Origin of the sequence: Pseudomonas muyukensis (assembly GCF_019139535.1) — a bacterium.
Lineage (GTDB): Bacteria > Pseudomonadota > Gammaproteobacteria > Pseudomonadales > Pseudomonadaceae > Aquipseudomonas > Aquipseudomonas muyukensis.
In genome coordinates, this window is record NZ_CP077073.1 from 2,990,325 (window position 1) to 3,015,396 (window position 25,072).

The window sequence follows — 25,072 nt, forward strand, 5'->3', positions numbered from 1 at the left end:
GCGGTGCATGGCAGCGGCTTTACGGGGGGCATCGTTCAGGCCGGCTTTTGCCGGTTCATCCTCGAAAAAAAGCCCCGCGGGCCAAGGCCTGCGGGGCAAACGGTTGGGGGAGGAACCAACCAAAGGAGTCTTTACATCACAAGGCAATTACTGCGCGGTGGCGACCACCTCCGGCTGCCAGCCGCCGCCGAGCGCCTTGTAGATTGCCACGATGCCGCTGTACAGCTCGACCTCGCCCTGGGCCTGGGCATCCTCGGCGCTCAGGCGCTCGCGTTCGGCGTCGAGCAGCACCAGGTAATCCACCGTGCCTTCGCGGTAGCGTATCGAGGCCAGCTCGGCCGCCTTGCGGCTGGCATCGCTCTGGCGCATCAACGCCAGCAGGCGCTGCTGGCGCTTGCCATAGTCGCTGAAGGCGTTGGAGGACTCTTCCAGGGCCAGCAGCACCTGTTGTTCGTAGTTGGCCAGCGCCCCTTCGGCATCTGCCTTGGCGCCGCGCAGGCGGGCGCGCACGCTGCCCAGGTCGAACGCCGCCCAGGTAATGCTCGGGCCCAGCGCCCAGGCGTTGGCCGCCGAAGAGCCGATCTGCGAACCGCGTGCGGCGGTGAAGCCAAGGAAGCCGCTGAGGCTGACCCGGGGGAACAGGTCGGCGGTGGCCACGCCGACATTGGCGGTGGCGGCGGCCAGCTGGCGCTCGGCGCTGCGGATGTCCGGGCGGCGGCGCAGCAGCTCGCCGGGGTCGCCCACCGGCAGGGCCTTGGCGATCGCCGGCAGGGCCTTGGGCGACAGATCGACGGCCAGGGCGTCCGGGCGCTGGCCGAGCAGGGTGGCGATGCGGTTCTTCGCCCGCACCTGCGCGGCCTGCAACTGCGGCACGCTGGCTTCGACACCCGCCAGGCGGGCGTCGGCGCGAACCACGTCGAGTTCGTTGCCGACCCCGGTGTCGCGCAGGGTCACGGTGATGTCCCGCGACTGCTGCTGGGTCTTGAGGTTGGCCACGGCGATCTGCTCGCGCAGCTGGGCGCCGCGCAGTTGGCCGTAGGCGTCGACCAGCTCGGCGATCAGGCTGACCTGCAACTGCTGCAGGTCGGCTTCGGCCGCCGCTTCCTGGGCTTCGCTGGCCTCGATCTGGCGCTGGATGCGGCCGAACAGGTCGAGCTCCCAGGCCATGTCCAGGCCCAGGTCATAGCGCTCGCTGTTGACCCGGCGTTCGGTCTGGCCAGGGACCTGGCCCTTGCCCAGGTCGCTGCTGGCGCGGCTGGTGACCACGGGGATCTGGTCGTTGGACACGTCCTCGCGAATCGACCGCGCCGCTTTCAGGCGGGCGAAGGCCACGCGCAGGTCGCGGTTGCCGTCCAGCGATGCCTGCACCAACTGGTTCAGCACCGGGTCGTCGAACTGTTTCCACCACAGGCTCTCGAAGCGGCTGCGGTCATAGGCTTTGGCTTCAAGGCCGGCGTCCAGCTTGGCCGGCTCGGTCAGCGGGGCCTGGTAGTCCGGGCCCACCGCGCAGGCCGCCAGGGCCAGCGCCAGCAGGCTCGGGGTCAGGGGCTTGAGCAGCTTCATGCGTGATTCTCCAGCGGCAGAGCAGGCGTGGCCTTGCGGGCCTGGCGTCGTTCGACGAAACGGCGGATCAGGAAGAAGAACACCGGGGTCAGGAACAGGCCGAACACGGTCACCCCGATCATCCCCGAGAACACCGCCACACCCATGGCGTGACGCATCTCGGCGCCGGCGCCGGAGGAAAACACCAGCGGCACCACGCCCATGATGAAGGCGATCGAGGTCATCAGGATCGGCCGCAGGCGCAGGCGGCAAGCTTCCAGCACAGCGGCCAGCGGGTCGAGGCCCTTGGCCTGTTCATCCTTGGCGAACTCGACGATCAGGATCGCGTTCTTGCACGCCAGGCCCACCAGTACGATCAGGCCGATCTGGGTGAAGATGTTGTTGTCGCCGCCGGAGACGATCACCCCGGTGATGGCCGACAGCAGGGTCATCGGCACGATCAGGATCACCGCCAGCGGCAGGCTCCAGCTTTCGTACTGGGCGGCCAGCACCAGGAAGGCCAGCAGCACGCACAGCGGGAACACGAACAGCGCGGTGTTGCCCGAGAGGATCTGCTGGTAGGTCAGGTCGGTCCACTCGAAGGTCATGCCGTTGGGCAGTTCCTCTTTCAGCAGTTTTTCGATGGCCGCCTCGGCCTGGCCGGAGCTGTAGCCGGGGGCAGCGGCGCCGTTGATTTCAGCGGTGATGAAGCCGTTGTAGTGCATGACACGGTCTGGCCCGGAGGTGTCGCTGACCTTGAGGAAGGTCGCCAGCGGGATCATCTCGCCCAGGTTGTTGCGCACCTTCAGCTGGCCGATCTGCTCGGCATCGAGGCGGAACTGCTGCTCGGCCTGGACGTTGACCTGGTAGGTGCGGCCAAAGCGGTTGAAGTCGTTGGTGTACAGCGAGCCCAGGTAGACCTGCAGGGTGTCGAAGATATCGTTGATCGCCACGCCGTGGGTCTTGGCCTTTTCCCGGTCGATGGCAGCATCGACCTGGGGCACGTTGACCTGGTAGCTGGTGAACAGGCCCGCCAGCTCCGGCACGTTGTGGCTCTTGGCGATGATGTTCTGGGTTTCCTTGTACAGCGCTTCGTAGCCCAGGTTGCCGCGGTCCTCGATCTGCAGGCGGAAGCCGCCGATGGTGCCCAGCCCTTGTACCGGCGGTGGCGGGAAGATCGCGATGTAGGCGTCCTGGATGTCGGCGAACTGTGCGTTCAGCGCGGCGGCGATGGCGCCGGCCGACTGGCTCGGGTCCTTGCGCTCGTCGAACGGCTTGAGCGGGGTGAACACGATGCCGCTGTTCGGGCTGTTGGTGAAACCGTTGATCGATAGGCCCGGGAAGGCCACCGAGTCGGCCACGCCCGGTTGTTTCAGGGCAATTTCGCTCATGCGCTTGATCACCGCCTCGGTGCGGTCGAGGCTGGCGGCGTCAGGCAGTTGGGCGAAGGCCACCAGGTACTGCTTGTCCTGGGCCGGAACGAAGCCGGTCGGGGTGGACGAGAAGCCCAGGTAGGTCAGGCCCATCAGGCCGGCATAGACGAACAGGGCGATGCCGCTGGAGCGGATGACCCGGCGCACGCCGCCGACGTAGCGATGGCTGGCACGGTCGAAGAAGCGGTTGAACGGCGCGAACAGCCAGCTGCCCAGCAGCTTCTCCAGGATCCGCGAGAAACGGTCCTTGGGTGCGTGATGGTCCTTGAGCAGCACCGCGGCCAGGGCCGGCGACAGGGTCAGCGAGTTGAACGCCGAGATCACGGTCGAAATGGCGATGGTCAGGGCGAACTGCTTGTAGAACTGCCCGGTAAGCCCCGAGATGAACGCCGCCGGCACGAATACCGCGCACAGCACCAGGGCGGTGGCGATGATCGGGCCGGTCACTTCGCTCATGGCCTTCTGCGTCGCTTCCAGCGGTTTCAGGCCAAGCCCGATGTTGCGTTCGACGTTCTCCACCACGACGATGGCGTCGTCCACCACGATACCGATGGCCAGCACCAGGCCGAACAACGACAGCGCGTTGAGCGAGAAGCCGAACAGGTGCATGACCGCGAAGGTGCCGATCAGCGACACCGGCACGGCCATCAGCGGGATGATCGAGGCGCGCCAGGTCTGCAGGAACAGGATGACTACCAGGACCACCAGGATCAGCGCTTCGAACAGTGTGTGCACCACCGCCTCGATGGAGCCGCGGACGAACACGGTTGGGTCATAGACGATGCTGTAGTCCATGCCCTCGGGGAAGTCCTTCTTCAGCTCGGCCATCTTCGCCCGGACTTGGTCGGAGATCTCGATGGCGTTCGAGCCTGGGCGCTGGAAGATCGGCAGGGCCACCGCCGGCTGGTTGTTCAGCAGCGAACGCAGGGCGTACTGGCTGGAACCGAGCTCGACCCGGGCGATGTCTTTCAGGCGGGTGATCTCGCCGTCGGCGCCGGCGCGGATGATGATGTTCTCGAACTCTTCCTCGTTGACCAGGCGGCCCTGGGTGTTGATCGACAGCTGGAAGCTGGTCGAGCCCGGGGCGGGCGGGGCACCCAGCTGGCCGGCGGCGACCTGGCGATTCTGCTCGCGGATCGCTGCCACCACGTCGCTGGCGGTGAGGTTGCGCGAGGCGGTCTTGTTCGGGTCGAGCCACACCCGCAGCGAGTAGTCGCCCATGCCGAACAGCTGCACATCGCCCACGCCGCCCAGGCGCGCCAGCTCGTCCTTGATGTTGAGGATGGCGTAGTTGGACAGGTAGAGCATGTCGTAGCGGTTGTCCGGCGAGGTCAGGTGCACGACCATGGTCAGGTCGGGCGAGGCCTTGTCGACGGTGATACCGATGCGCGTCACTTCTTCGGGCAGCTTGGGCTGGGTGCGGGTCACGCGGTTCTGCACCTGCACCTGGGCGTTGTCCAGGTCGGTGCCCAGGGCGAAGGTGATGGTCAGGGTCAGCTTGCCGTCGGCGGTGGACTGCGAGGACATGTACAGCATGTTCTCGACACCGGTGATGGCTTGCTCAAGCGGCGCGGCGACGGTTTCGCCGATGACCTTGGGGTTGGCGCCGGGGAAGTTGGCGCGCACCACCACGGTGGGCGGCACCACTTCGGGGTATTCGCTGATCGGCAGCTGGAACAGCGAGATGGAACCCGCGATCAGCAGCACCAGCGACAGCACCGCGGCGAAGATCGGCCGGGTAATGAAGAATTTCGAAAAGTTCATCGGTGTCGTCCCTTAACCGCGCGGCGCTTGGGCGCTGGCGACTTTTACATTGGCCCCGGCCACTTTCGGCGTCGGGTTGCTGGCCTCCAGGGCCTGGCGCTGCTGGGCGAGGGCGGCGAGGGTCTGCTCGCTGGCCATCGGCGTTTCCTCAGGCGTCACCGGCGAGCCTGGACGGACTCGCTGCAGGCCCTTGACCACGATGCGGTCGTCCTTGCCCAGGCCGCTGCGCACGATGCGCAGGCCTTCGAGCTTGGGCCCCAGTTCCACGGCGCGGTAGGCGGCCTTGTTGTCCTTGTCCATGACCAGCACGAACTTCTTGCCAAGGTCGGTGCCGACCGCTTCGTCGTTGATCAGCACGGCGTCGTACTGGGCGCTGCCGACCAGCTTCAGGCGCGCATACAGGCCGGGGGTGAACTGGCCGTCGCGGTTGTCGAACACGGCGCGGCCACGGATGGTGCCGGTGCGCGGGTTGACCTGGTTGTCGACGAAGTTCATCTGGCCCAGGTGCGGGTTGCCGGTTTCGCTGGTCAGGCCCAGGTACACCGGGGTGCTCTGGCCGCGCTGGCCTTCGCGGGCCAGCTGGGTGTACTTGAGGTACACGCGCTCGTCGGCGTCGAAGTAGGCGTAGACCTTGTCGGTGGAGACCACGCTGGTCAATGGGGTGACGTCGGCCGTGACGATGTTGCCGGCGGTGAACTGGGCGCGGCTGACGCGGCCGCTGATTGGCGCGCTGACCCGGGTGAAGCTCAGGTTCAGCCGGGCCAGGTCCAGTTGTGCCTGGATCGCATCGACCCCGGCACGGGCTTCGGCGGCGGCGCTGCTGCGCGACTCGGCCAGTTCCGCGGAGATCGCGTTGCTGTCGCGCAGGCGCTCGCCGCGGCGCGCCTCGTTGGCACTGCGAATGGCGGTGGCCTTGGCCTGTTGCAGCTGGGCTTCGAGGCGGCGCACTTCGGCCTGGAACGGGCGAGGGTCGATCTGGAACAGTAGGTCGCCTTTCTTCACCTGAGCACCTTCGGTGAAGGCTACCAGGTCGATCTGGCCGGACACGCGGGGGCGTATCTCGACGGTTTCCGGAGCTTCGAGGCGGCCGGTGAACTCGTCCCATTCATTGATTGGCTGTTCGATGACCTTGGCGACGCTGACTTTGGGCGCGGCGGGAGCCTGCACGGCGTCGGGTGTGCGGCCACAAGCGCTGAGCACCACCACCGCCAGGGCAGCGAGGGGGAAGCGCAAGGGTTTGAGTGAGTGATCCATGGAGAACTCCGCCAATGTATTAGTAGTGGGGCGGAGTGTGAGTGTCTTGCGCGTGACGCACGAATCAAACGGAGCGAAGGTTATTATCACGCGCAATGATGGGTCACCTGCCATCATCGATCGTTGCGCATGATTGCAGAGCGGCATCGTACTGTGTAGGAGCGGCCTCGTGTCGCGAAAGGGCTGCGCAGCGGCCCCAGGGTTTCAGCGTTAACACATAGATCGCCGGGGCCGCGACGCAGCCCTTGCCGACCGGTCCGACGCCTCGGCAAGGCCGCGCCTACAGGGGGACGGTGTAGTCAGCGTGGCCCGCCGGATGCCTTTTCGCGCAACGCCTTGGCCACCTGCGCCTCGACCTCGTAGGCCGGCCCTTCCAGCGCCTGGTAGTCGCGGCTATAGCGCCGGGCGAATTCCTCGACCCCCAGTTCCTTGTATTGCTGCACGTGCTTGAGTTCATGGGCCCAGAGCGCCACGTTGTCCTGGGCATCGGCGGTGCGGCGGAAGATGATGGTGTCGATCAGGGTCAGCGCATTGACGTCCGGGTTTTGCAGCAAGGCATTGGCGGCGCTGATCTGTTGTTCGTCACCCACCCGGTAGCGTGCCGCGTCGAGCACGGCGAAGTCATACCAGGGTTCGAGCTGGGCGCGGATGTGCAAGGGAATGGGTTGGGTGCCACTGGCCGTGGCTTCCTCATGGGCCTGGCGCAGGGCGAACACCAGGCTGCCAGTGGCCATGCGCTCGACATCCTGCAGTACCTGGCCGCCTGGTCCAGGGTCCAGGGGCGCGCAGAAGCACACCACCAGGCACACCTGATACTGCCCGGCCGGGCAGCTGTCCTGGGCGCAGGCGGGCAGGGCCAGCAGCAGGCCGAGCAGGGTGCTAGCGAACCTCATCGAAGACGCGCCCGACCAGCTTGCGGCTGGCGGCCAGCACCTGCGCCTGCACGGGCTCGCTGGCCAGCATGCGGCCCACCACCAGTGCGCCGACGCACTGGCTGAGCAGCGCCCAGGCCAGTTCGGGGTCGTCGAGGGTCTCGCTCCACGCCTGATGCAGCGCCACCAACCAGTGCTCGGCCTGCTCGCGCAGCGGTTGCTCGGCGCGGGCGATTTCCACCCCCAGTGGCGGCAGCGGGCAGCCACCTTCGGCATTGTGCAGGTGGGCCAGGCTCAGGTACTGCTCCAGCAGGCGCTTGAGCCGCGCGCGGTCGATGCCATGCTCGGCCTGCCGGCCCAGGGGGCTGTTGCTCAGTTCGCGGCGCACGATTTCGCCGAACAGGTCGTCCTTGGAGGGGAAGTGGTTGTAGAAGGCCCCGCCGGTCAGGCCGATGGCCTTCATCAGTTCGGCCACGCCGGTGGCGGCGAAACCGCCGCGCTTGGCCAGCGCGCCGCTGCTGATCAGCAGTTTTTCGCGGGTCTGTTGTTTATGGTCGGTGGCGTAGCGCATGCGCGAAACCTCGTGGCGCGGGCTTGACGATGAGGTGATCGTAGCATAGCGTTCGTTTACTAAACGATCATTTACCAATGGGGCAATCCATGGCAGAACAACAAAAGGTCGTGCTGGTGATTGGTGCGGGCGACGCTACCGGTGGCGAGATCGCCAAGCGTTTTGCCCGCGAGGGCTACATCGCGTGTGTGACCCGGCGCCAGGCCGAGAAGCTGCAGCCTCTGCTCGACCAGATCCGTGCCGAAGGCGGGCAGGCCCATGGCTTTGGCTCTGATGCGCGCAAGGAAGAGGAGGTGGCCGAACTGGTGGAAACCATCGAGCGCGACATCGGCCCGATCGAAGCCTTTGTCTTCAACATTGGCGCCAATGTGCCCTGCAGCATCCTCGAGGAAACCCCGCGCAAGTACTTCAAGATCTGGGAGATGGCCTGCTTTGCCGGATTTCTCACCGCCCAGGCGGTGGCCCGGCGCATGGTCACCCGCGAGCGCGGCAGCATCCTGTTCACCGGCGCCACCGCCGGTACCCGTGGCGCGGCGGGGTTCGCCGCTTTCGCCGGGGCCAAGCACGGCCTGCGCGCCTTGGCCCAGAGCATGGCGCGGGAACTGGGGCCACGTAACATCCATGTCGCCCATGTGGTGGTCGATGGCGCCATCGACACCGCGTTCATCCGCGACAGCTTCCCCGAACGCTTCGCGCTCAAGGACCAGGACGGCATCCTCGATCCTGCGCATATCGCCGACAGCTACTGGTTCCTGCACGCCCAGCCGCGGGATGCCTGGACCTTCGAACTTGACCTGCGCCCGTGGCTTGAGCGCTGGTAAGCCCCCCTCATACAAGGATCGAATCATGAGCAAGACCGTCGAGTTCTACCTGGACCTGGGCAGCCCGGCCACCTACCTGGCCTGGACCCAACTACCTGGCCTGTGCGCGCGCCACGCAGCGCAACTGGTGTACAAGCCGATTCTGCTGGGCGGCGTGTTCCAGGCCACCGGCAATGTTTCGCCGATCACGGTGCCGGCCAAGGGGCGCTACGTGTTCATCGACCTCGCGCGCTACGCCTGTCGCTACGGTGTGCCGCTGACCCTGCCACCCGGCTTCCCGGTCAACACCCTGACCCTGATGCGCGGGCTGACCGGTGTCCAGTTGTTTGCCAACGAGCGTTTCGAGGCGCTGCTGAAGGTGCTGTTCACAGGGCTGTTCGAGCACGGGCGCAATCTGGCAGATCCTGCGGTTCTGGAGCAGACCCTGACTGACGGTGGCTTCGAGGCCGAGGTGTTCCACCAGCTGGCCGCCCGGCCTGAGGTCAAGGACGCCTTGCGCAAAGCCACCGAGGAGGCGGTGGAACGTGGCTTGTTTGGCGCGCCGACGTTCTTTGTCGACGGGCAGATGTTCTTCGGCCAGGACCGGCTGGATTTCGTCGAAGAGGCGTTGGTCAGGCAGGCATGAAGTTGCGCCTGTGAGATCGAGCGCCGCCCGCGCGGCGCTCGATCTCACAGGCGCCGAGACCCTTTTGGCGAATCAGAAGTTCGCCGGGGTATTGGCGCTGATGATCTCGGCCTCGTCCGGGCCGATGTTCTTGAAACTGTGGGGCAGGGTGGTGGGGATGTAGTAGCCATCGCCGGCGTTGAGCACGCTGACCTGGCCGTCGACCCACAGCTCCAGGGTACCCCGGGTGACCAGGCCGCATTCCTCGCCTTCGGCATGCACGATCGGCTCGCCAGAGTCGGCGCCGGGGGCGTACAACTCGCGCAGCATGCGCATCTGCCGGCCTTCGACGCTGGCGCCGACCAACAGCATGCGCAGGCCGTTGCGGCCCAGGTCCGGCTGCTCGCCGCCACGGAACACATAGCGCTCTTCGCGCACCGGCTCGTCGAAGCTGAAAAATTCCGCCAGGGACATGGGGATCCCTTCGAGCAGCTTCTTCAGGGAACTGACCGAAGGGCTGACCCGGTTCTGCTCGATCTGCGAGATCGTCGAGTTGGTCAGGCCGCTGCGGCGGGCCAGCTCCCGCTGGGAGAGGTTGTTGCGTTCACGCACCAGTTTGAGTCGTGTCCCCGTGTCCATAGCCGCCTTGTTTGCAGAGGTGTCAAAAATAATGGGCGACGCATTAAAACATACTCTGCACGCTTGCGCGCTGTGCGCATCAGTGGCGTTGGTCGGCCGCTGTCGGCCATAGCCCGACCACCAGCAACAGCAGGCCCACGGCCAGGAACGGCAAGCGCGGATCGAGGGCATAGACCAGGGTGCCGGCCAGTGGCCCGACCACCGCGCCCATGCCCTGCGCCGCGCCGATCGAACCGGCGGTGGCGCCCTGTTCGCCGGCCTGCATGGCATTGGCGGCCAGGGCAGAGAAGGCCGGGAAGACGAAGCCCATGCCGAACGCGGCGACGAAGAACGCGCCCCACAGCCAGGATGCCTGGGTGGCCAGCGCCGCAGCAGCGAAACCCAGCCCGGAAACGCTGGCGCCGATGCGGATCATTTTTGCCGGTGGCCACTCCAGCTTGCGCAGGAACACCTGGGCCAGCATCAGCGCCACGCCCACGCAGGTCAGGGCGACACCGGCAGCCTGGGCGGCGGCCCCGGCCTCGAGCTGCAAGCGGTCAAGGGCAAAAAAGCCGACCGCGATCTGCGACACGGTGATGCTGAGCATCGCGCTGAAGGCCACCAGCAAGGGGCGGCGCAGGCGCGGGTCGGACAGCCGCACCGGATTGGGCGCATGGGTTTGTGCCAGTGGCTGCGGCTTGAGCTTGAACAGCAGCACCACGAACGCGCTGGCCGGCAACAGCGACATGGCATAGAACGGCAGGCTCAGGCTGTAGCGCGACAGCAGCGCGGCCAGCGCCGGGCCCACCACCAGGCCGACGGCGTTGGCCGCACCCAGCGATGCCATGGCCCGGGCCCGGCGTTGCGGCTCGACATGGTCGGCGATCAGCGCATTGCCGCCTACCGGCAGCGCGGCATAGAAGGCACCGATCAGGCCACGGGCCAGCATCAAGCCAAAGAACGCCAGGGTCGCGCCCGGCAGCCAGCGCAAGGCGCCGTCGATGAACAGGCACAGCACCCAGTAGGCCAGGGTGAAACCACCGCTGCCCAGCAGCAGCACCCGACGCCGGCCATAACGGTCGGCCAGGCGCCCCCAGGGCCGCGCCAGGATCACCCAGACCACGCCGGCCACGGTCACCGCGGCGCCGGCCTGCCAGGTGGCCATGCCCAGCAGGCGGGCGATTGGGCCGATCAGGGCGACGAAGGCCATCATCGACATGGTGCAGGCCATGTTGACCAGCATCAGCGGACGCAAGTCCAGGGTGCTGGCTGGGGTGAATGCGGCAGGATCCTTTGCGACGTTCATGGGGCAGTCCGGGGCAGTTCGGCGAATTGAGTGCCGATGTTAGTAATAATTATTTACAGTTGTCGACCCCGGCAGTGCTCATTCACCACCACGCAACGGGCCTGGCCACATGCTACGCAAGACGCCGTCGCGGTGCACCAGGGCGTGCAGCAGTGCCGCGCCCAGGTGCAGCAGCACAGTGGCGAACAGCAGGTAGCCGGCCCAGCCGTGGGCCTGGCGCAGCAGGGCATACAACTGTAGATCGTGTGGCGCGATGGCCGGCAATTGCAGCGGGCGTGGATAGCCGCCGGCCGAGAGCATGGCCCAGCCCAGCAGCGGCATGCCCAGCATCAGGGCATAGAGCAACAGGTGCGATGCCCCGGCGGCCAGGCGTTGCGCGGTCGGCAGTTGGCGTGGCAGTGGCGGGTGCGCCAGGGTCAGGCGCAGGCCGATGCGCAGGACCACCAGCACCAGCAGGGCCAGGCCCGTGGCCTTGTGCAGCTCGACCAGCAGCGGGTGGCGAGGCGACAGGTCGGCAACCATGGAGACGCCGATGAACAACATGGCCAGGATCAGCAGCGCCATCAGCCAGTGCAGCAGGCGCGCCAGGGGGTGGAAGGCGGTAACGGTCATGGCTGGGCTCCTTCGCTCAGCGATTCGTGGCTGCGGCGGTTGAACGACACCGAGTAGGCGGCCGAGCGGGCCGCCAGGATCGGGTCGGCGGAGGGCTCGATACCCTGGGGCAGGATCAGCGGATCGAAGTTGAGGTCGCGGCAGGCGCCTTGCTCGGGTCCATCGACCTGTTCCAGGACCAGGGTGCCGGCATCCAGGCTGCGGCGCTCGGCAGGCCAGGGGCGTGCCGGGTCGTCCACCGGGTCGCCCGGCTCGGCCAGGGTCAGGCGCAGGGTCCAGCGCAACGGGCCTTGGGCCAGGCGTTGGTGCAGGTCGTGCTGGAGGAATTGCTTGTCGTCGATTTGCGCGGGCAGGGCGGCGAAGGGGGCCTGGGGCTCCAGGGCCCAGCGCACCGGTTGCGCCTTGCCGTCGGCGGCAATCAGGCGAAAGGCGTTGATGCTGTGGTAGGCGGTGCTGGCGAAGCTGTCGCTGGGCGTGTAGCTGGCCGCCCACTGGCGAAATGCCGCGCTCTCGGGATGGCTGGCGAAGAAGGCTTGCAGCCTTGCCGGGTCGGGCTTGCCGGTGGCCGGATCGGGGGCGCCGGCCAGGACCTGGGCGTAGAACCCTTCGGGGGTGCTGACCGCCAGTACCGGTGGGTTGTTCATGCCGGTGCGCCAGACCTGGCCATCGTCGCTGGTCAGTTGCAGCGCCAGGCTGCGCACCGGTATCGCGGTATCGGCTGCGAACGGGTTGGCGCCGCCGATGGCGAAGCGGCCGATCACCGGCACCCGCTGTTGGCTGAAGACCCGCGCGCTGGACAGCGTCGCGGCCTGGCCGCTGCTCTGGAAGTAGCCGCTCACGCATAGCCCCTTGGCGTGGTTCTTGCGATAGCCTGGGTGATGGCCGGCCTGGGCCTCGAAGGTGTCGATGATGCGTTGCGGTGTCAGTTTGGCGCTGCCGATCCAGCCGGCGGCATAGGCGAAGCCTGCGCCCAGCGCCGCGAGGGTGGCGCCGATGGCGGCCAGGCGCAAGGCTTTGGCGGGGCCGGGCAAAGGGGTATTCATGGGGCGGTCCCTGTTGTTGGAATGAGCCAGTACGACGCGCGAGGCAATGGTTTATTCCTCGGTTGTACCAGGCGTCGGCTTGTCGACGAACAACGGCGGCGCCTGGTTCGCCAGCAAGGCTGGCGCCCACGCTTTGGATTGCTCGATGACAGGGAATAAATTTCGTGCGGGTGCGTCAGCCCCTTACACTGACAGCCCGCAGGGGCCTGGAACCCGACCATGCACGATCTGGATGAGCAACAATGGCGCGAACTGCTGCAACGCCTGCGGCGCTTCGCCCTGTGGCTGACCCGCGAACCCGGCAGTGCCGACGACCTGGTCCAGGCCACGGTCGAACGTGCCCTGAGCCGTCGTGGCCAGCAGCGCGAACGCGAAGGCCTGCGGCCTTGGCTGTTCACCATCCTGTACCGCTTGTTCCTGGACGGTAAGCGCCGCGAGCGCCTGCATGCACGTTGGCTGTCCTGGTTTGGCCAGGGCCTTGCCGAGGACACGGCGGGCGATCAGACCGAGCGCATCGTCCTGGCCCAGGCCGACCTGCAAGCATTCGCGCGCCTGCCCACCGAGCAGCGGGCCTTGCTGTTGCTGGTCAGCGTCGAGGGCTTGAGCTACAAGCAAGCCGCCGAAACCCTTGGCATTCCCATCGGCACCGTGATGTCGCGGCTGTCCCGGGCCCGCGCCGCCCTGCGTCAACTGACCGAGGGCAACCCTGCGCCCTCGGCCTTGCGGAGACTCAAATGACACGCTTGATCCCCACTGAAGACGAACTGCACGCCTACGTCGACGACTGCCTGGCGCCTGCGCGCCGGGCCGCGGTCGAGGCCTGGCTGGCGGCCAACCCGCAGGAGGCGGCGCGGATCGAGGCCTGGCAAGCGGATGCCCGGCGCTTGCGCGCGGCCCTGGCGGGGTTTGGCGAGCGGCCGCTCGACCCAGGACTGGCACTGGCGCCATTGCGCAAGCGCTTGCGCCAACGCCGGCAACGGCGCCTGGCTGCGGCGGCCGTGCTGCTGCTGGCCGTGGGCCTGGGCGGGCTAGGGGGCTGGCAGGCGCGGGAGGCGACGCTGTTCGCCGGGATGTTGCCGATGGCCGATGCCGTGCAAGCCCACCGGATATTCGCCCAGGCCAGCGCACTGGATATCCAGGCCAGTGATCCGGCGCGTTTGCAAGCGTGGCTGGGCCGCCACTTCAACCGGGTCGGCCAGTTGCCGGACCTGACCGGCTTCGGTTTCCAGCCGGTGGGCGCGCGCTTGCTGAGCAACGAAGCGGGGCCTGCGGCCTTGCTGGTGTTCGAGGACGGCCAGGGTAAACGCATCAGCCTGTTCCTGCGCTCGCCCGGCGAGCATTTCGAACGCATGCCCACCGGCCAGCGTACCGAGGGCCAGCTGGCGGCGCGATACTGGTCGCATGGCGACTACAACTTTGCCTTGGTCAGCGCCGCCGATGATGCGCGCGTCGAACCGCTGCGCAAGGCGTTGGGCGTCAGCCTGTAGGTCGGGCAGCGTTCATTCGGTCTTGCGCGCCAGGCCCGAAATGATCGCCGCGGCCAACAGGCCGATGCCCCAGCCGATCAAGGTCTGCAGCCAGATCACCAGGCGCACGGCATGTTGTGCCGTGAGCGCCTGGAACTCCTGGCTGGGGTCGGCCTTGGGCGTGGGAACCAGCGGCGCCCAGTCGGTTTCCTGCTTGAGGTCGACAAAAGGCATCAGCACATCCAGCGAATAGGCCAGGGGGCTGAACCCTGTGTACTCGGCGGGTAGCTCGGCGCACAGGTACCAGTTTTCCTTGAGCCTTGGTTTGATCGCTGGCCAGGCCTCGCTACTGTTGGGACGGCAGGCCTGATAGGCAGGGTTCTGATAGATGCGTGGGTCGGTTGGGGCGAAGATCCCCACCAGCGCGGCGGCCCAGTAGATCGCTGCGCACGCCAGCCAAGTGCCCACGAAGTAGTGCAGCAGCTTGATAGGCCGGTAACCGTAGTCGGTGAATTGCCCGTACGCCCAATGCAGGCAACGGCTCACCAGGCGGCTGACCAGGCCTCGATGTTGGTGCTCGGGATCGAGCGGCTGGTCGATAAGGCCGAGTTTGCGTCTTTCCTTTTCCAGCTCGATGCCAACCCGCCGCGCCTCGGCAAAATGCGCAGAGTCCTCAAGCACTTGCTTGAGTTGCCACCAGGGTTGAGGACGAAAATCCTCGGCGCGCCGCGCATTGAAGCGGCATACCCCCGGCCAGCGCTTGTTCAGCCAGCACTTGATCCGTTGGTACCTGCCTGATGGTTGGGTTGGAGTTGGCGCAGCCAGTTGCGCGACCTGCGATTGCAGCCACTTGAGTCGTCTGGCCAGGCTCAACGGCGGATTGGCGGCCAGTGCGTCGTACTTGAAACCATTGAGGACAATCCGTTCTCCCCAGGTGCCTTCATCGTCATCCAGGCGTCCTACCTGGGCATGTTCGAACGAGGCCCTGCTCAATGGCCTGGCGAACTTGAGAAGCGAGAGCGTGCCCTGGATCCGGGTCTTTTTCAGGCTGAGGGTTTCAGTCGCGTCGGTGGCGAATGTACTGCGATCGCAGCGCAACTCACCTTCGATGCAGGCATCGTTGAATGCAACACTGCCATTGGCCTGAATATTAAGTACGACCTTGCCTAGGATTTTCGATTGGTTGGCATTGAGCGATCGACTGCCAGCATCGCCCTCGAACCGTGCATGGTTGAAGATCAAGTCGCCTTCGAACGTCGTGCACAGCAGCCTTACGGTGCCTTTGGCGTAGAAATCGGCAATGAAATGCGCATCTCTGCCGATGGTCGCGGCATCGGCGCTCAGGGCAGTGCCATTGTCTCCATGCAGCCGAGCCGCTGAGCAGACCAATTGTCCACTGATTCGGGTTGTTATCAGCCGCACCTCGCCAAACACCTCGATTTGAGCCAGCTTGAGGCTGCCGTCAATCGTTGCCCCATCGAACGTGATGGCTTGTCCGCTCGCTTCGAAGCGACCTTCTAACATGACGTTGTCTTTGATTTGCGCTTTGCTGAATCTGACCAGGCCTTTGGCGTTGAAACCTTTGCGCAGGTACAGCCCACCTTGGAGAGTGCAGCCATTGGCGTTAATTGCCGCTCGGCTTCCCCCATCGAATGTGCCGTGGAGGTCGAGGGTGGCACCGATCTGTGCTCTATCGAGCTTGAGTTGGCCTTGCACCTGCGCTTCATGCATTTGCAGGCTGTGCGTTACCCGGCTCCCAAACAAGTCAAGCGCCAACCCCTCATGGCTCATGAATGTGGAGTTGGAAAATCGTAAAGCGCCACCGATCCTGGCATGCTGGCAACGGATGCTGTCGAGCGTTGAATCGTCAATGACGACGTTGGAACCGGTGGTGATGTTGTTGAGAATCAGCGCAGGTTCAGCCCTGGCGTGCAGTGAACACTCCAGGCAATAAAGTACGCCGTTGATCTGTGTACCGGGAAGTGCCAGAGCCTCGCCGCTTCGCACCTTCTGAAGCAGGAGGTTGCCTTGGATGTTGGCATTCCAGGCTTTCAGACCTTTGGCTAGCGAAGTGTCGACGAGGTGAAGATCGCTCTGCAAGGTGCAGCGATTGGCAACGATCGCGGGTAACCGGCAACCACGCAGGCGGAACGCGCCTGCGACGTGGGCTTCGCTGAGCATAAGTTGTTGTTCGAAGGTGCAGTCTTGCAACTCGAAGGGCGCTGTGGTGGTCGTCTTGCGCAGATCGAGACGCCCTGAAATATAAGCCCCGCGCAATAGAATGCCGCGCTCATGGATGGCCGTGGTGTCATCACCGCCGAGGATCAGAAACCTGAGAAACGACCCTCGGACAGTGCGTACAGGGTAGGGCACATGAGGCCTGTCCCGGCCGATACTGATCGGCTCACCAGTGTTGCAACCGCGTAACACCAGTTCTTCCGCAGTGTTGAGCGGCTCGAAGTCACGCAACGACCTTCCTTTGATTCCTTTCTTGCTCACAGCGATCTCGATGACAGGCGCAGGCCCCGCCTATTGGGGCCTGGTGATTCAGATGGGGGTGGGTGACATGTCAGGGCTCAGGCCAGTTCAAGCCAGATCGGCGCATGATCCGAGGGTTTCTCCATGCCGCGCAGGTCATAGTCGACCCCGGCCGCCTTCAGCCGCGGCAGCAGCCCCTGCGAGGCCATGATCAGGTCGATGCGCAGCCCGCGCTTGGGCTCGTCCTCGAACCCACGGCTGCGGTAGTCGAACCAGCTGAACCGATCGGCCACCTCAGGGTGCAGGTGGCGGAAGCTGTCGACCAGCCCCCAGCCCTTGAGCCGCTCCATCCATTCACGCTCCTCGGGCAGGAAGCTGCACTTGCCGGTCTTGAGCCAGCGCTTGGCATTGTCCGGGCCGATGCCGATGTCGCAGTCCTGGGGCGAGATGTTCACATCGCCCATCACCACTACAGGTTGGTCGTTCTTGAACTGCCCTTCGAGCAGCGCTTGCAGGTCGCTGTAGAAGCGCTGCTTGGCCGGGAACTTAGTGGGGTGGTCGCGGCTTTCGCCCTGGGGGAAGTAGCCGTTCATGATGGTGATCGGCGTGCCGTCGGCGTCGGCGAAGGTGCCCCAGATGAAGCGGCGCTGGGCGTCCTCCTCGTCACTGGCGAACCCCTTGAACAGCGTCAGCGGGGCTTGTTTGGACAGCAGGGCCACGCCGTAATGGCCTTTCTGGCCGTGGTAGTGGACGTGGTAGCCGAGCGCCTCGATGTCGGCCAGCGGGAACTGCTCGTCGCTGACCTTGGTTTCCTGCAGGCCGATCACGTCCGGCTGGTGCTTGTCGACCAGCGCCGCCAGTTGGTGCGGACGGGCGCGCAGGCCATTGATGTTGAACGAGACGATCTTCATGGCAAGACGATCCTGGTAAAAGCCTCGGATGCTAGCCGACATCGGCGCTCACGGCCAGCGTGGCGCGGTGTCGGCGGCGCTGCTAACGTGCTGGAAGACGCGCTGAACCACATGCCGTGAAACGGCTCCAAGGCACTGTATGCCCATTCCAGGAGGACTGCCCGCAATGCCTGAGACCATCGCCACCACGGCGCGCACCTGTCTGCTCGACCAGGGCTATGCCCGCGAGGTGCGTTCGCTGCTCTACCATGCCTATCGTCACGAGCCGACCTTTGCCTGGCTGTTCGAAGCCCAGCGCCCAGGCTACGAACGGCGCCTGCGGGTGATGGTGCGCGAATGGGTGCGCCAGCATTTCTACCTGCAACTGCCGGCTATTGGCCTGCTGCGCGACGATCGCCTGATCGGCGTGGCGTTGATCGTGCCGCCGCAGCGGCGCCTGGGCGTGGCGGACAGCTGGGCCTGGCGCCTGCGCATGATCCTCGGCACCGGCCTGCGCTGCACCCGGCGCTACCTGGACTACCAGGCGGCCCTGGCTGGCTGCTTGCCCAGCGAGCAGGTGCATGTGCTGCCATTGTTAGGGGTGCATCCGCAATTCCAGGGGCAGCAGCACGGCGAGCAGTTGCTGCAGGCCGTGCATGACTGGTGCGCCGAGGATCCGAGCACCGACGGCGTAGTGCTCGATACTGGCAATGCCCATTACCTGGCGTTCTATCAGCGCCAGGGCTACCAGGAAATCGGTGAAGTTGCAGTAGGACCAATCCGCGAGCGAGTGTTCTTTCACCCTAATCCCGTATCATCCAAGTCTGCAAACCTGTGACAGGTATTTACCGGCGGGCCCTTTGACCGTTGCGCTCTGGTAGCATGCGCCCCATGACGTATTCAGGAAGACTTGGCTGGGGCCTGCTTTTGTTGGCCGCCAGCTCCATGGCATGGGCGCAGAGCGAATTGCTGGTGCGGGTCAAACCCGCCAACAAGACGCTCAAGTCCAATATCGAAGGTTATATCGGCAGCCTGGGTGACCGCGACGAAGAAGCGCTGCTGCGTTTCAGCCGGGGCGCCGAGGAGCAGGCGCGCAAGGCGGCCCAGGCCCTGGGCTACTATCAGGCGCAAGTCGACAGCGAGGTCAAGGCGCCTGGCGACAAGGACAAACCCGCGCAATTGATCCTGCGAATCGAGCCGGGGGAGCCTGTGCACCTGCGCAACGTCACCGTGCGCATCGAGGGGCCGGCCAGCGAACTCAAGGCCTTTCGCATCCCCGACAGCAAGGCCCTGCGCCCAGGCGAGCAACTTAACCATGGCAGCTACGAGGATGCCAAGCGCCTGATCCAGAACCAGGCCTCGCGCTACGGTTTCTTCGATGGCCGTTTCCAGCGCCAGCGCCTGGCGGTCGATCCCCAGGCCGGGGTGGCCGACATCGAACTCATCTACCAGAGCGGCCCGCGCTATCGCCTGGGCGCGGTGAACTTCGGCGGCGATACGCCGCTGGACAACGACCTGTTGCAACGCATGGTGTCGTTCAAGCCCGGTACCCCCTACGATTCCGAACTGATCGCCGAACTCAACAACGATCTGCAATCGAGCGGCTACTTCGAGGGCGTGCGGGTAGATGCAGCGCCCACCGCCGCGGTGGGCGAGGAGATCCCCGTGGACGTGCGCCTCGATACCCGCAAGCCGCGGACCATGGGCCTGGGCCTGGGCTTCTCGACCGACGTCGGCCCGCGCGGCAAGGCCAACTGGACTCGGCACTGGGTCAATCCGCAAGGCCATAGTTACGGCTGGGAGACCGAGCTCTCGGCACCGCGGCAAAACGTCGGCCTGTGGTACGACATTCCGCTGGACCCGCCGCTCACCGACAAGCTGCGCTTCGCCGGTGGCTACCAGAACGAAGACATCTCCGGCACCGACACCCTCAGCAAGCTGCTGACGGTCGGCCCGGAATGGCACAGCAAGCTGCCCAGCGGCTGGCAGCGGGTCATCTCGCTGAAATACCAGCGTGAAGAGTACCGCCTGGGCGACGACTCGGGCCTGAGCAACCTGCTCATGCCGGGCGTGAGTTTTTCCTACTTGCGCAGCGACAACCGCATCGACCCGCACAACGGCTATCGCCTGCAGTTCGACCTGCAGGCGGCCAAGGAAGGGCTGGGCTCGGACACCAACCTGGTGCATGGCAACGTGCTGCTCAAGGGCCTGACCACCCTTGGCCAGAACCATCGTTTGCTCGGCCGGGTGCAGTTCGGCGGCAGCGCGACCAATGGCTATCAGCAGAACATCCCACCCTCGCTGCGCTTCTTTGCCGGTGGTGACCAGAGCGTGCGCGGCTACGACTACCAGTCGCTGTCGCCGAAGAACAACAAGGGCGACCGCATCGGTGGTCGCTACCTGGTCGCGGGCAGCGCCGAGTACCAGTATTCGATTGCGGAAAAATGGCGCCTGGCAACCTTCATCGACCAGGGCAACTCCTTCAACTCGCTGGAGCTGCCTAGCCTGAAGACCGGTGTCGGTTTCGGCGTGCGCTGGGTGTCGCCGGTTGGGCCGTTGCGCCTGGACCTGGCGCGCGCGCTGGATGACGATGGCGGTCTGCGCCTGCACTTTTCCATGGGGCCTGAGCTGTGATGCGTGTATTCAGAACCTGCCTGATCGTGCTGCTGGGCCTGTTGAGCCTGATCGGACTTGCCCTGGGCCTGCTGCTTGGCACCGATGCCGGCAGCCGTTGGCTGCTGGGGCGGGTGCCGGGGCTTGAGGTCAGTGATTTCAGTGGTCGCCTGGGCGGCCAATGGCAGGCCAGCCAGCTGCGCTGGGTCGAGGGTGACAACCGGGTCGAGCTGCAAGCCGCGCAAATGAGCTGGTCACCGGCCTGCCTGCTGCGTGCCACCCTGTGTATCGAGCGCCTGCAAGCCGAGCGTATCGACATGGCCTTTGCCCCGGGTGAGCAACAGGCCGATAGCGGCCCATTGCAGTTACCGACGCTGCGCCTGCCGCTGGCGATCGAACTGGGCGAGGTCAAGGTGGGCCAGATGCGCCTGGACGGCAGCGATCTGCTCGGCGACCTGCAACTGGCGGCGCACTGGACCGCCAGCGGTTTGCGGGTCGACACCCTGCGCGTGCGTCGTGATGACCTGCTCCTTGATATTTGCGCTGATGTGCAACCGCAGGGCGACTGGCCACTGCAACTGCAAGGCACGCTGCAGCTGCCTGCGGTTGATGGCAAGGCCTGGCAGCTGGCGCTGAACGCCAAGGGGGCGTTGCAGCAGACGCTGACCCTGCAGGCCGATAGCAGCGGTTACCTGGACGCGCGCCTGAGCGGTGAGCTGCAAGCCCTGGCCGAGCACCTGCCGGCACGCTTGAGCATTCGCAGCGATGGGTTCAAGCCTGCTGGCAGCCTGCCCGACACCTTGCAACTGAACCAGTTGAAGCTCGATGCCCAAGGGGATTTGCTCAAGGGCTACCGGCTGTCCGGCAGCGCCACGTTGCCGGCCGAGCAGGGCCCCGTGGGGCTGGTGCTGGCCGGCAAGGTCGATGCCAAGGGGGCGCGCCTGGATGCCCTGGACCTCAAGGCCCGCGACAGCCAGCACCTGAAGTTGCAGGCCAGTGCCGACTGGCAGCAGGGCCTGAGTGCCGAGGCGAGCCTGGATTGGCTGGACTTCCCATGGCTGCGTCTGTATCCGCTGGAGCCCGCGCCCCAGGTCAGCCTCAAGCGCCTTGACGCCCAGGTGCAATACCGCGACGGCAACTACAAGGGGGCCTTCAAGGGTGACCTCGATGGGCCGGCCGGTGCCTTCAGCCTGGCCAGCCCGTTCGAAGGCGACCTCGCTCAGGTGCGCTTGCCGCAGCTGGCGCTGAGCGCGGGGCAGGGCAAGGCGGCAGGCAGCATTGCCCTGCGTTTTGCCGATAGCCTGGCGTGGGATGTCGATCTGCAACTGTCGGCCCTGGACCCGGCCTACTGGCTGGCCGAGCTGCCGGGCAGCCTGGCCGGCCCCTTGCGCAGCCAGGGGGAATGGCACAACGAACAGCTCAGGCTCAAGGCGCAACTCGACCTCAAGGGCCGTTTGCGCGGCCAGCCGGCGTTGCTCAAGGTCGACGCCGAAGGCGAGGGCGATCACTGGACCTTGGGCAGCCTGGCAGTACAGCTGGGTGACAACCGCATCACTGGCAGTGGCAGCCTGCAGCAGCGCCTGGCCGGGCGCATCGACCTGGAGCTGCCGCGCCTCGGCCAGCTGTGGCCACAGTTGCAAGGGCAGGCCAAGGGCCGTCTGGATGTAGCAGGCACCCTGGCAGCCCCGCAGGGCACGTTCACCTTGCAAGGCCAGCAACTCGGGCAGGCCGACAACCGTCTGCAACGCCTGGATCTGGATGCACGCCTGGACAACGCCCAGCGCGCTCAGCTAGCGCTCAAGGTCGGTGGTATTCGCCTGGGCGAGACCGCCTTGGGCAACCTTGAGGTACAAGGCAAGGGCGATATCCGCCAGCAGGCCGCCACCCTCGCCCTCGTGGGGCCCCAGCTCAAGCTCGACCTGGCCGTGGATGGCGCATTGAGCAAAGGTGACTGGCGTGGCCGCCTGGCCAGTGGACGTATCCAGGCCGGGGGCCAGGACTGGCAATTGCAGGCGCCGACGAAGCTGCAGCGCCTGGCCAACGGGCAGCTGGATTTTGCCGCCCACTGCTGGCGCTCCGGCCAGGCCAGCTTGTGTGGCGAGGACCAGCGCCTGGCCCCCGAGCCGCGCCTGCGTTATCACCTCAAGCAGTTTCCGCTGGACAGCCTGGCGCAATGGCTGCCCAAGGACTTTGCCTGGCAGGGCCTGCTCAACGCCGATATCAACCTCGATATCCCGGCCAGCGGCCCCAAGGGCACGGTGCGTATCGATGCCAGCCAGGGGACCTTGCGGGTACGTGACAAAGGGCGCTGGGTCGATTTCCCGTATCAGGTGTTGCGCCTGGACAGCAGCCTGGCGCCCCGGCGGGTCGACACGCGCCTGGATTTCCAGGGGCAGCGGCTTGGTCAGCTAAGCCTGAACACACGGCTCGACCCGCTGGGCCGCAACAAGCCGCTGTCTGGTGATTTCCACCTGGCCGGGCTCGACCTGTCGATTGCCAGGCCGTTTCTGCCGATGGTCGAGCGCCTGGCCGGTCAGCTCAATGGCAGTGGGCGTCTGTCCGGCAGCCTGCTGGCGCCGCAAGTCGATGGCAGCCTGGCCTTGAGCGGTGGCGAGGTCAGTGGCGCCGAGCTGCCGGTCAGCCTCGAGGCGTTGTCGTTACAAGCGCTGATCGCCGGCGAACAGGTGCAGCTCAAGGGCGACTGGCGCAGTGGTGAGGCTGGGCGAGGGCAATTGGCCGGACAGATGACCTGGGGCCAGGCATTGGCCATGGACCTGCGACTGCAGGGCCAGCAACTGCCGGTCAACGTGGAACCCTACGCGGCCCTGGAGGTGGCTCCCGACCTGGTTATCCGTCTGGTCGAGGATCGGCTGGCGGTCACCGGCAAGGTTCACGTGCCCAAGGGCAAAATCACCGTGCGCGAGTTGCCACCTTCAACGGTGAAGGTTTCCGATGACACGGTGATCGTCGGCCAGCAGACTGACGCGGGTAAGCCGCCAATGGCCGTGGCCATGGATATCGACGTCGATGTCGGCCGTGAAAAACTGTCGTTCAGTGGCTTTGGCCTGAGCGCCAACCTGCTCGGCCACGTGCACATCGGCGACAACCTCGACACCCGTGGCGAGCTCAGCCTGGCCGACGGCCGCTACCGCGCCTACGGCCAGCGCCTGACCATTCGCCGTGCACGCCTGTTGTTCGCCGGGCCCATCGACCAGCCGTACCTGGACATCGAGGCGATTCGCCAGGTCGATGATGTGATTGCCGGTATCCGCCTCAGCGGCAGCGCCGAGCAGCCCACCACCAAGGTGTTCTCGGAGCCGGCGATGAGCCAGGAACAGGCCTTGTCCTACCTGGTGCTGGGCAGGCCACTGGGTGGTTCTGGCGAGGACAACAACATGCTGGCCGAGGCCGCCCTGGGCCTGGGCTTGATGGGCAGTGCCGGCCTGACCGGCGGCCTGGCGTCGAACCTGGGTATCGAGGACTTCCAGCTCGATACCCAAGGCTCGGGCAACAGTACCAGCGTGGTGGCCAGCGGTAACCTGACCGAGCGCCTGAGCCTGCGCTATGGTGTTGGTGTGTTCGAGCCGGCCAATACCATCGCGCTGCGCTACAAACTGAGTAAAAAGGTCTATCTCGAGGCCGCCAGCGGCTTGGCCAGTTCGCTGGATATCTTCTACAAGCGCGATTTCTAAGCGCTGTCCCTGACCCGCGCCGGCCATCCCTGGTCGGCTGCGGCTGCTGTTGACCCCATTGAATACTGACGGTTCTGACCTGGCGTGGTGTCGGACGCCGGGTACGTGGTGTGCGGGATTGTTCAACGGGCGTGACAGTCCTGGCGACGGATGTTGCCGATCTGGCGCAGACTCAAACCGTATTTGTCGGCCAGCAGGCTGCGGGACAGGCCGTCGGCGCTTTCTTTCTGGATCTGCTGGTTGCGCAATTGCCGCTGGAAATGGTCGGCCTTGGGAATTTCCAGGGCCAGGCCGGCAAAGCGCTCGATCAGCGCGTCGAGCGCCTGGGGTGGCAGGACGTCTGCCAGCTTGGTGCGATCGCGATGCTTGGGGATGTACTTGGGGCGTCCGCCGAAGGCGCTGGTCAGGCGATAGGCGTTTTGCAAACCGATGCATTCGATCAGTGCTTGCAGCGACTGTGGGAGCTGGTTGGTTTCTATGTTGCTCAGATCTGGCGTTTCCACGTGAAGCTTCCTTTTGCTGGATGGATTTTTCAGGGCGCTTGCCGCTAGAGGTCGCGCCGTGAATCGATTCTTGATCAGCTCAGGAAAGCGTCGCTAGGCGCGAAGCGGACCAGGACTTGTAGCCTTTGAGGCTCATCATTTGAAGGCAGCAATCCAGCTCGGCGTAGGAAATGCCTTCACCCTTACGCTGTAGGCCCCAAACCTCGGGGAGAACGGCTTCCATGATGGCATTTGGGGTGCTTTACCCAACGCGGATGCAGGGGAAAGCCTCCCAAGGGCGTTGGGTGTGAAAGCTCGAGAGAAAGGCAGGAAATTCAGCATAGGAAAAAGCAGCGAGGTATCATGGCGCCGGCTCCCTGGGAGCCCCATGTCCCTGATGTCGCAAGGAACCTCCGATGACACACGTGCAGCGCCTGAAATATTCGATCCTGATCATCCTGGTGGTGCTGGGCATCATGCTCGGCCTAAGTTATCTGCAAAAGCAGGGGACCATCAGCGAGCAGACATTCCAGTACATCGCCATCGCCATCGCGGTGGTCGTGGTGGTGATCAACGGGATCCTGCGGCGCAAGGTCAAGCCTTGACGGGGCGGGCCGGCCTTTGCCTGCCGGCCATGCGCTCAGCGTGCGCTGTGCTGTTCGAGCACGGCGCGGGCCTCGGGGTTGAGGCTGTAGCATTTGTCGTGGCCAAGGCTGATCACGCCTTCGCTGCATAGGCGCTTGAGCACTTCGCGCACGCTCAGGAACGACAGCGGAATGTCCAGTTGCTCGAGTTGCGCGTGGACGCCGCGCACGCCAATGCTGCGGCCGTTGCGGTCGGCGGCGTGCAAGGCGTCGATGACCTTGAGGCGAATCAGGCTGGTGCGCAGGCCATAGCTGCGCAGCAGTTCGCGAATCTGCTCGTTGGCCAGGCGTTCTTCCGGCGCGACCGGCGGCTGGCCCGGGCTGGGGGCGACCGCCAGCGCGCGTTGCGGGTTGTACATGTGAATGC

21 protein-coding genes are annotated in these 25,072 nt (G+C 65.5%); 8 read left to right on the forward strand and 13 right to left on the reverse strand.

The features are described from left to right. Positions 1-147: 147 nt before the first annotated feature. The 5 genes from KSS95_RS13645 to KSS95_RS13665 form a co-directional block, all read right to left on the reverse strand. Entirely contained in the window at positions 148-1,563 is a 1,416-nt protein-coding gene (locus KSS95_RS13645) for an efflux transporter outer membrane subunit (RefSeq protein ID WP_217847608.1), read from the reverse strand. After that, positions 1,560-4,739 (reverse strand): efflux RND transporter permease subunit, encoded by a 3,180-nt coding sequence (locus KSS95_RS13650; protein ID WP_217847609.1) that lies wholly within the window; start codon positions 4,737-4,739, stop codon positions 1,560-1,562. The genes KSS95_RS13645 and KSS95_RS13650 overlap by 4 nt, the downstream gene beginning before the upstream one ends. 12 nt (positions 4,740-4,751) lie before the next feature. Further along, positions 4,752-5,993 (reverse strand): multidrug efflux RND transporter periplasmic adaptor subunit MexE, encoded by a 1,242-nt coding sequence (gene mexE / locus KSS95_RS13655; RefSeq protein ID WP_217847610.1) that lies wholly within the window; start codon positions 5,991-5,993, stop codon positions 4,752-4,754. 299 nt (positions 5,994-6,292) lie between these two features. Further along, positions 6,293-6,886 carry an eCIS core domain-containing protein gene (locus tag KSS95_RS13660; RefSeq protein ID WP_217847611.1) on the reverse strand — a complete coding sequence of 198 codons (594 nt, stop codon included), beginning with the start codon at positions 6,884-6,886 and terminating at the stop codon, positions 6,293-6,295. Then, a complete protein-coding gene (locus KSS95_RS13665; RefSeq protein WP_217847612.1) occupies positions 6,873-7,436 on the reverse strand; it encodes a TetR/AcrR family transcriptional regulator in 564 nt (187 codons plus the stop codon). Before KSS95_RS13665 ends, KSS95_RS13660 begins: the two co-directional genes overlap by 14 nt. Before the next feature lie 89 nt (positions 7,437-7,525). Between KSS95_RS13665 and KSS95_RS13670 the strand changes: the two genes are divergently transcribed. Together KSS95_RS13670 and KSS95_RS13675 are read left to right on the forward strand one after the other, a co-directional pair. Further along, positions 7,526-8,257: an SDR family oxidoreductase gene (locus KSS95_RS13670; RefSeq protein ID WP_217847613.1), complete on the forward strand. Its 732-nt coding sequence runs from the start codon at positions 7,526-7,528 to the stop codon at positions 8,255-8,257. A gap of 25 nt (positions 8,258-8,282) precedes the next feature. After that, the gene (locus tag KSS95_RS13675) at positions 8,283-8,882 is read left to right on the forward strand and encodes a 2-hydroxychromene-2-carboxylate isomerase (protein WP_217847614.1); all 600 of its coding nucleotides are present in this window, start codon (positions 8,283-8,285) and stop codon (positions 8,880-8,882) included. Between the two features lie 72 nt (positions 8,883-8,954). Here the strand turns inward: KSS95_RS13675 and KSS95_RS13680 are convergent, their stop codons facing one another. The 4 genes from KSS95_RS13680 to KSS95_RS13695 form a co-directional block, all read right to left on the reverse strand. Then, positions 8,955-9,500: a cupin domain-containing protein gene (locus KSS95_RS13680; RefSeq protein WP_134692009.1), complete on the reverse strand. Its 546-nt coding sequence runs from the start codon at positions 9,498-9,500 to the stop codon at positions 8,955-8,957. A gap of 79 nt (positions 9,501-9,579) precedes the next feature. After that, positions 9,580-10,785, reverse strand: a complete 1,206-nt coding sequence (locus KSS95_RS13685) for an MFS transporter (protein WP_217847615.1) — start codon at positions 10,783-10,785, stop codon at positions 9,580-9,582. Between the two features lie 78 nt (positions 10,786-10,863). Next, complete coding sequence (locus KSS95_RS13690) at positions 10,864-11,397, reverse strand: cytochrome b (RefSeq protein ID WP_217847616.1); 534 nt, start codon at positions 11,395-11,397, stop codon at positions 10,864-10,866. Then, complete coding sequence (locus KSS95_RS13695) at positions 11,394-12,440, reverse strand: catalase family peroxidase (RefSeq protein WP_217847617.1); 1,047 nt, start codon at positions 12,438-12,440, stop codon at positions 11,394-11,396. The genes KSS95_RS13690 and KSS95_RS13695 overlap by 4 nt, the downstream gene beginning before the upstream one ends. A gap of 219 nt (positions 12,441-12,659) precedes the next feature. Here KSS95_RS13695 and KSS95_RS13700 point away from each other — a divergent pair, with 219 nt between their 5' ends. Both KSS95_RS13700 and KSS95_RS13705 read left to right on the forward strand, forming a co-directional pair. Further along, on the forward strand, positions 12,660-13,178 hold the full coding sequence (locus tag KSS95_RS13700) for a sigma-70 family RNA polymerase sigma factor (protein ID WP_217847618.1): 519 nt from the start codon (positions 12,660-12,662) through the stop codon (positions 13,176-13,178). Then, positions 13,175-13,927: an anti-sigma factor family protein gene (locus KSS95_RS13705; protein ID WP_217847619.1), complete on the forward strand. Its 753-nt coding sequence runs from the start codon at positions 13,175-13,177 to the stop codon at positions 13,925-13,927. Before KSS95_RS13700 ends, KSS95_RS13705 begins: the two co-directional genes overlap by 4 nt. 12 nt (positions 13,928-13,939) lie before the next feature. Here the strand turns inward: KSS95_RS13705 and KSS95_RS13710 are convergent, their stop codons facing one another. After that, complete coding sequence (locus KSS95_RS13710) at positions 13,940-16,375, reverse strand: hypothetical protein (RefSeq protein WP_217847620.1); 2,436 nt, start codon at positions 16,373-16,375, stop codon at positions 13,940-13,942. 107 nt (positions 16,376-16,482) lie between these two features. Further along, positions 16,483-17,295: an exodeoxyribonuclease III gene (xthA, locus tag KSS95_RS13715; RefSeq protein WP_217847621.1), complete on the reverse strand. Its 813-nt coding sequence runs from the start codon at positions 17,293-17,295 to the stop codon at positions 16,483-16,485. A 166-nt stretch (positions 17,296-17,461) separates the two neighbouring features. Between xthA and KSS95_RS13720 the strand changes: the two genes are divergently transcribed. The 3 genes from KSS95_RS13720 to KSS95_RS13730 are packed head-to-tail and all read left to right on the forward strand — an operon-like array spanning position 17,462 to position 23,579. Continuing rightward, positions 17,462-18,112, forward strand: a complete 651-nt coding sequence (locus KSS95_RS13720) for a GNAT family N-acetyltransferase (RefSeq protein ID WP_217847622.1) — start codon at positions 17,462-17,464, stop codon at positions 18,110-18,112. A 53-nt stretch (positions 18,113-18,165) separates the two neighbouring features. Next, positions 18,166-19,908 carry an autotransporter assembly complex protein TamA gene (locus tag KSS95_RS13725; RefSeq protein ID WP_217847623.1) on the forward strand — a complete coding sequence of 581 codons (1,743 nt, stop codon included), beginning with the start codon at positions 18,166-18,168 and terminating at the stop codon, positions 19,906-19,908. Beyond that, positions 19,908-23,579, forward strand: coding sequence for a translocation/assembly module TamB domain-containing protein (locus KSS95_RS13730; protein ID WP_217847624.1), 3,672 nt, complete (start codon positions 19,908-19,910; stop codon positions 23,577-23,579). Before KSS95_RS13725 ends, KSS95_RS13730 begins: the two co-directional genes overlap by 1 nt. Before the next feature lie 122 nt (positions 23,580-23,701). Here the strand turns inward: KSS95_RS13730 and KSS95_RS13735 are convergent, their stop codons facing one another. Then, positions 23,702-24,082: a Mor transcription activator family protein gene (locus KSS95_RS13735; protein WP_217847625.1), complete on the reverse strand. Its 381-nt coding sequence runs from the start codon at positions 24,080-24,082 to the stop codon at positions 23,702-23,704. A 395-nt stretch (positions 24,083-24,477) separates the two neighbouring features. Here KSS95_RS13735 and KSS95_RS13740 point away from each other — a divergent pair, with 395 nt between their 5' ends. Further along, on the forward strand, positions 24,478-24,666 hold the full coding sequence (locus KSS95_RS13740) for a hypothetical protein (protein WP_011533313.1): 189 nt from the start codon (positions 24,478-24,480) through the stop codon (positions 24,664-24,666). A 35-nt stretch (positions 24,667-24,701) separates the two neighbouring features. Here the strand turns inward: KSS95_RS13740 and KSS95_RS13745 are convergent, their stop codons facing one another. Beyond that, positions 24,702-25,064 (reverse strand): fe2+ zn2+ uptake regulation protein, encoded by a 363-nt coding sequence (locus tag KSS95_RS13745; RefSeq protein ID WP_217847626.1) that lies wholly within the window; start codon positions 25,062-25,064, stop codon positions 24,702-24,704. Positions 25,065-25,072 lie beyond the last annotated feature (8 nt).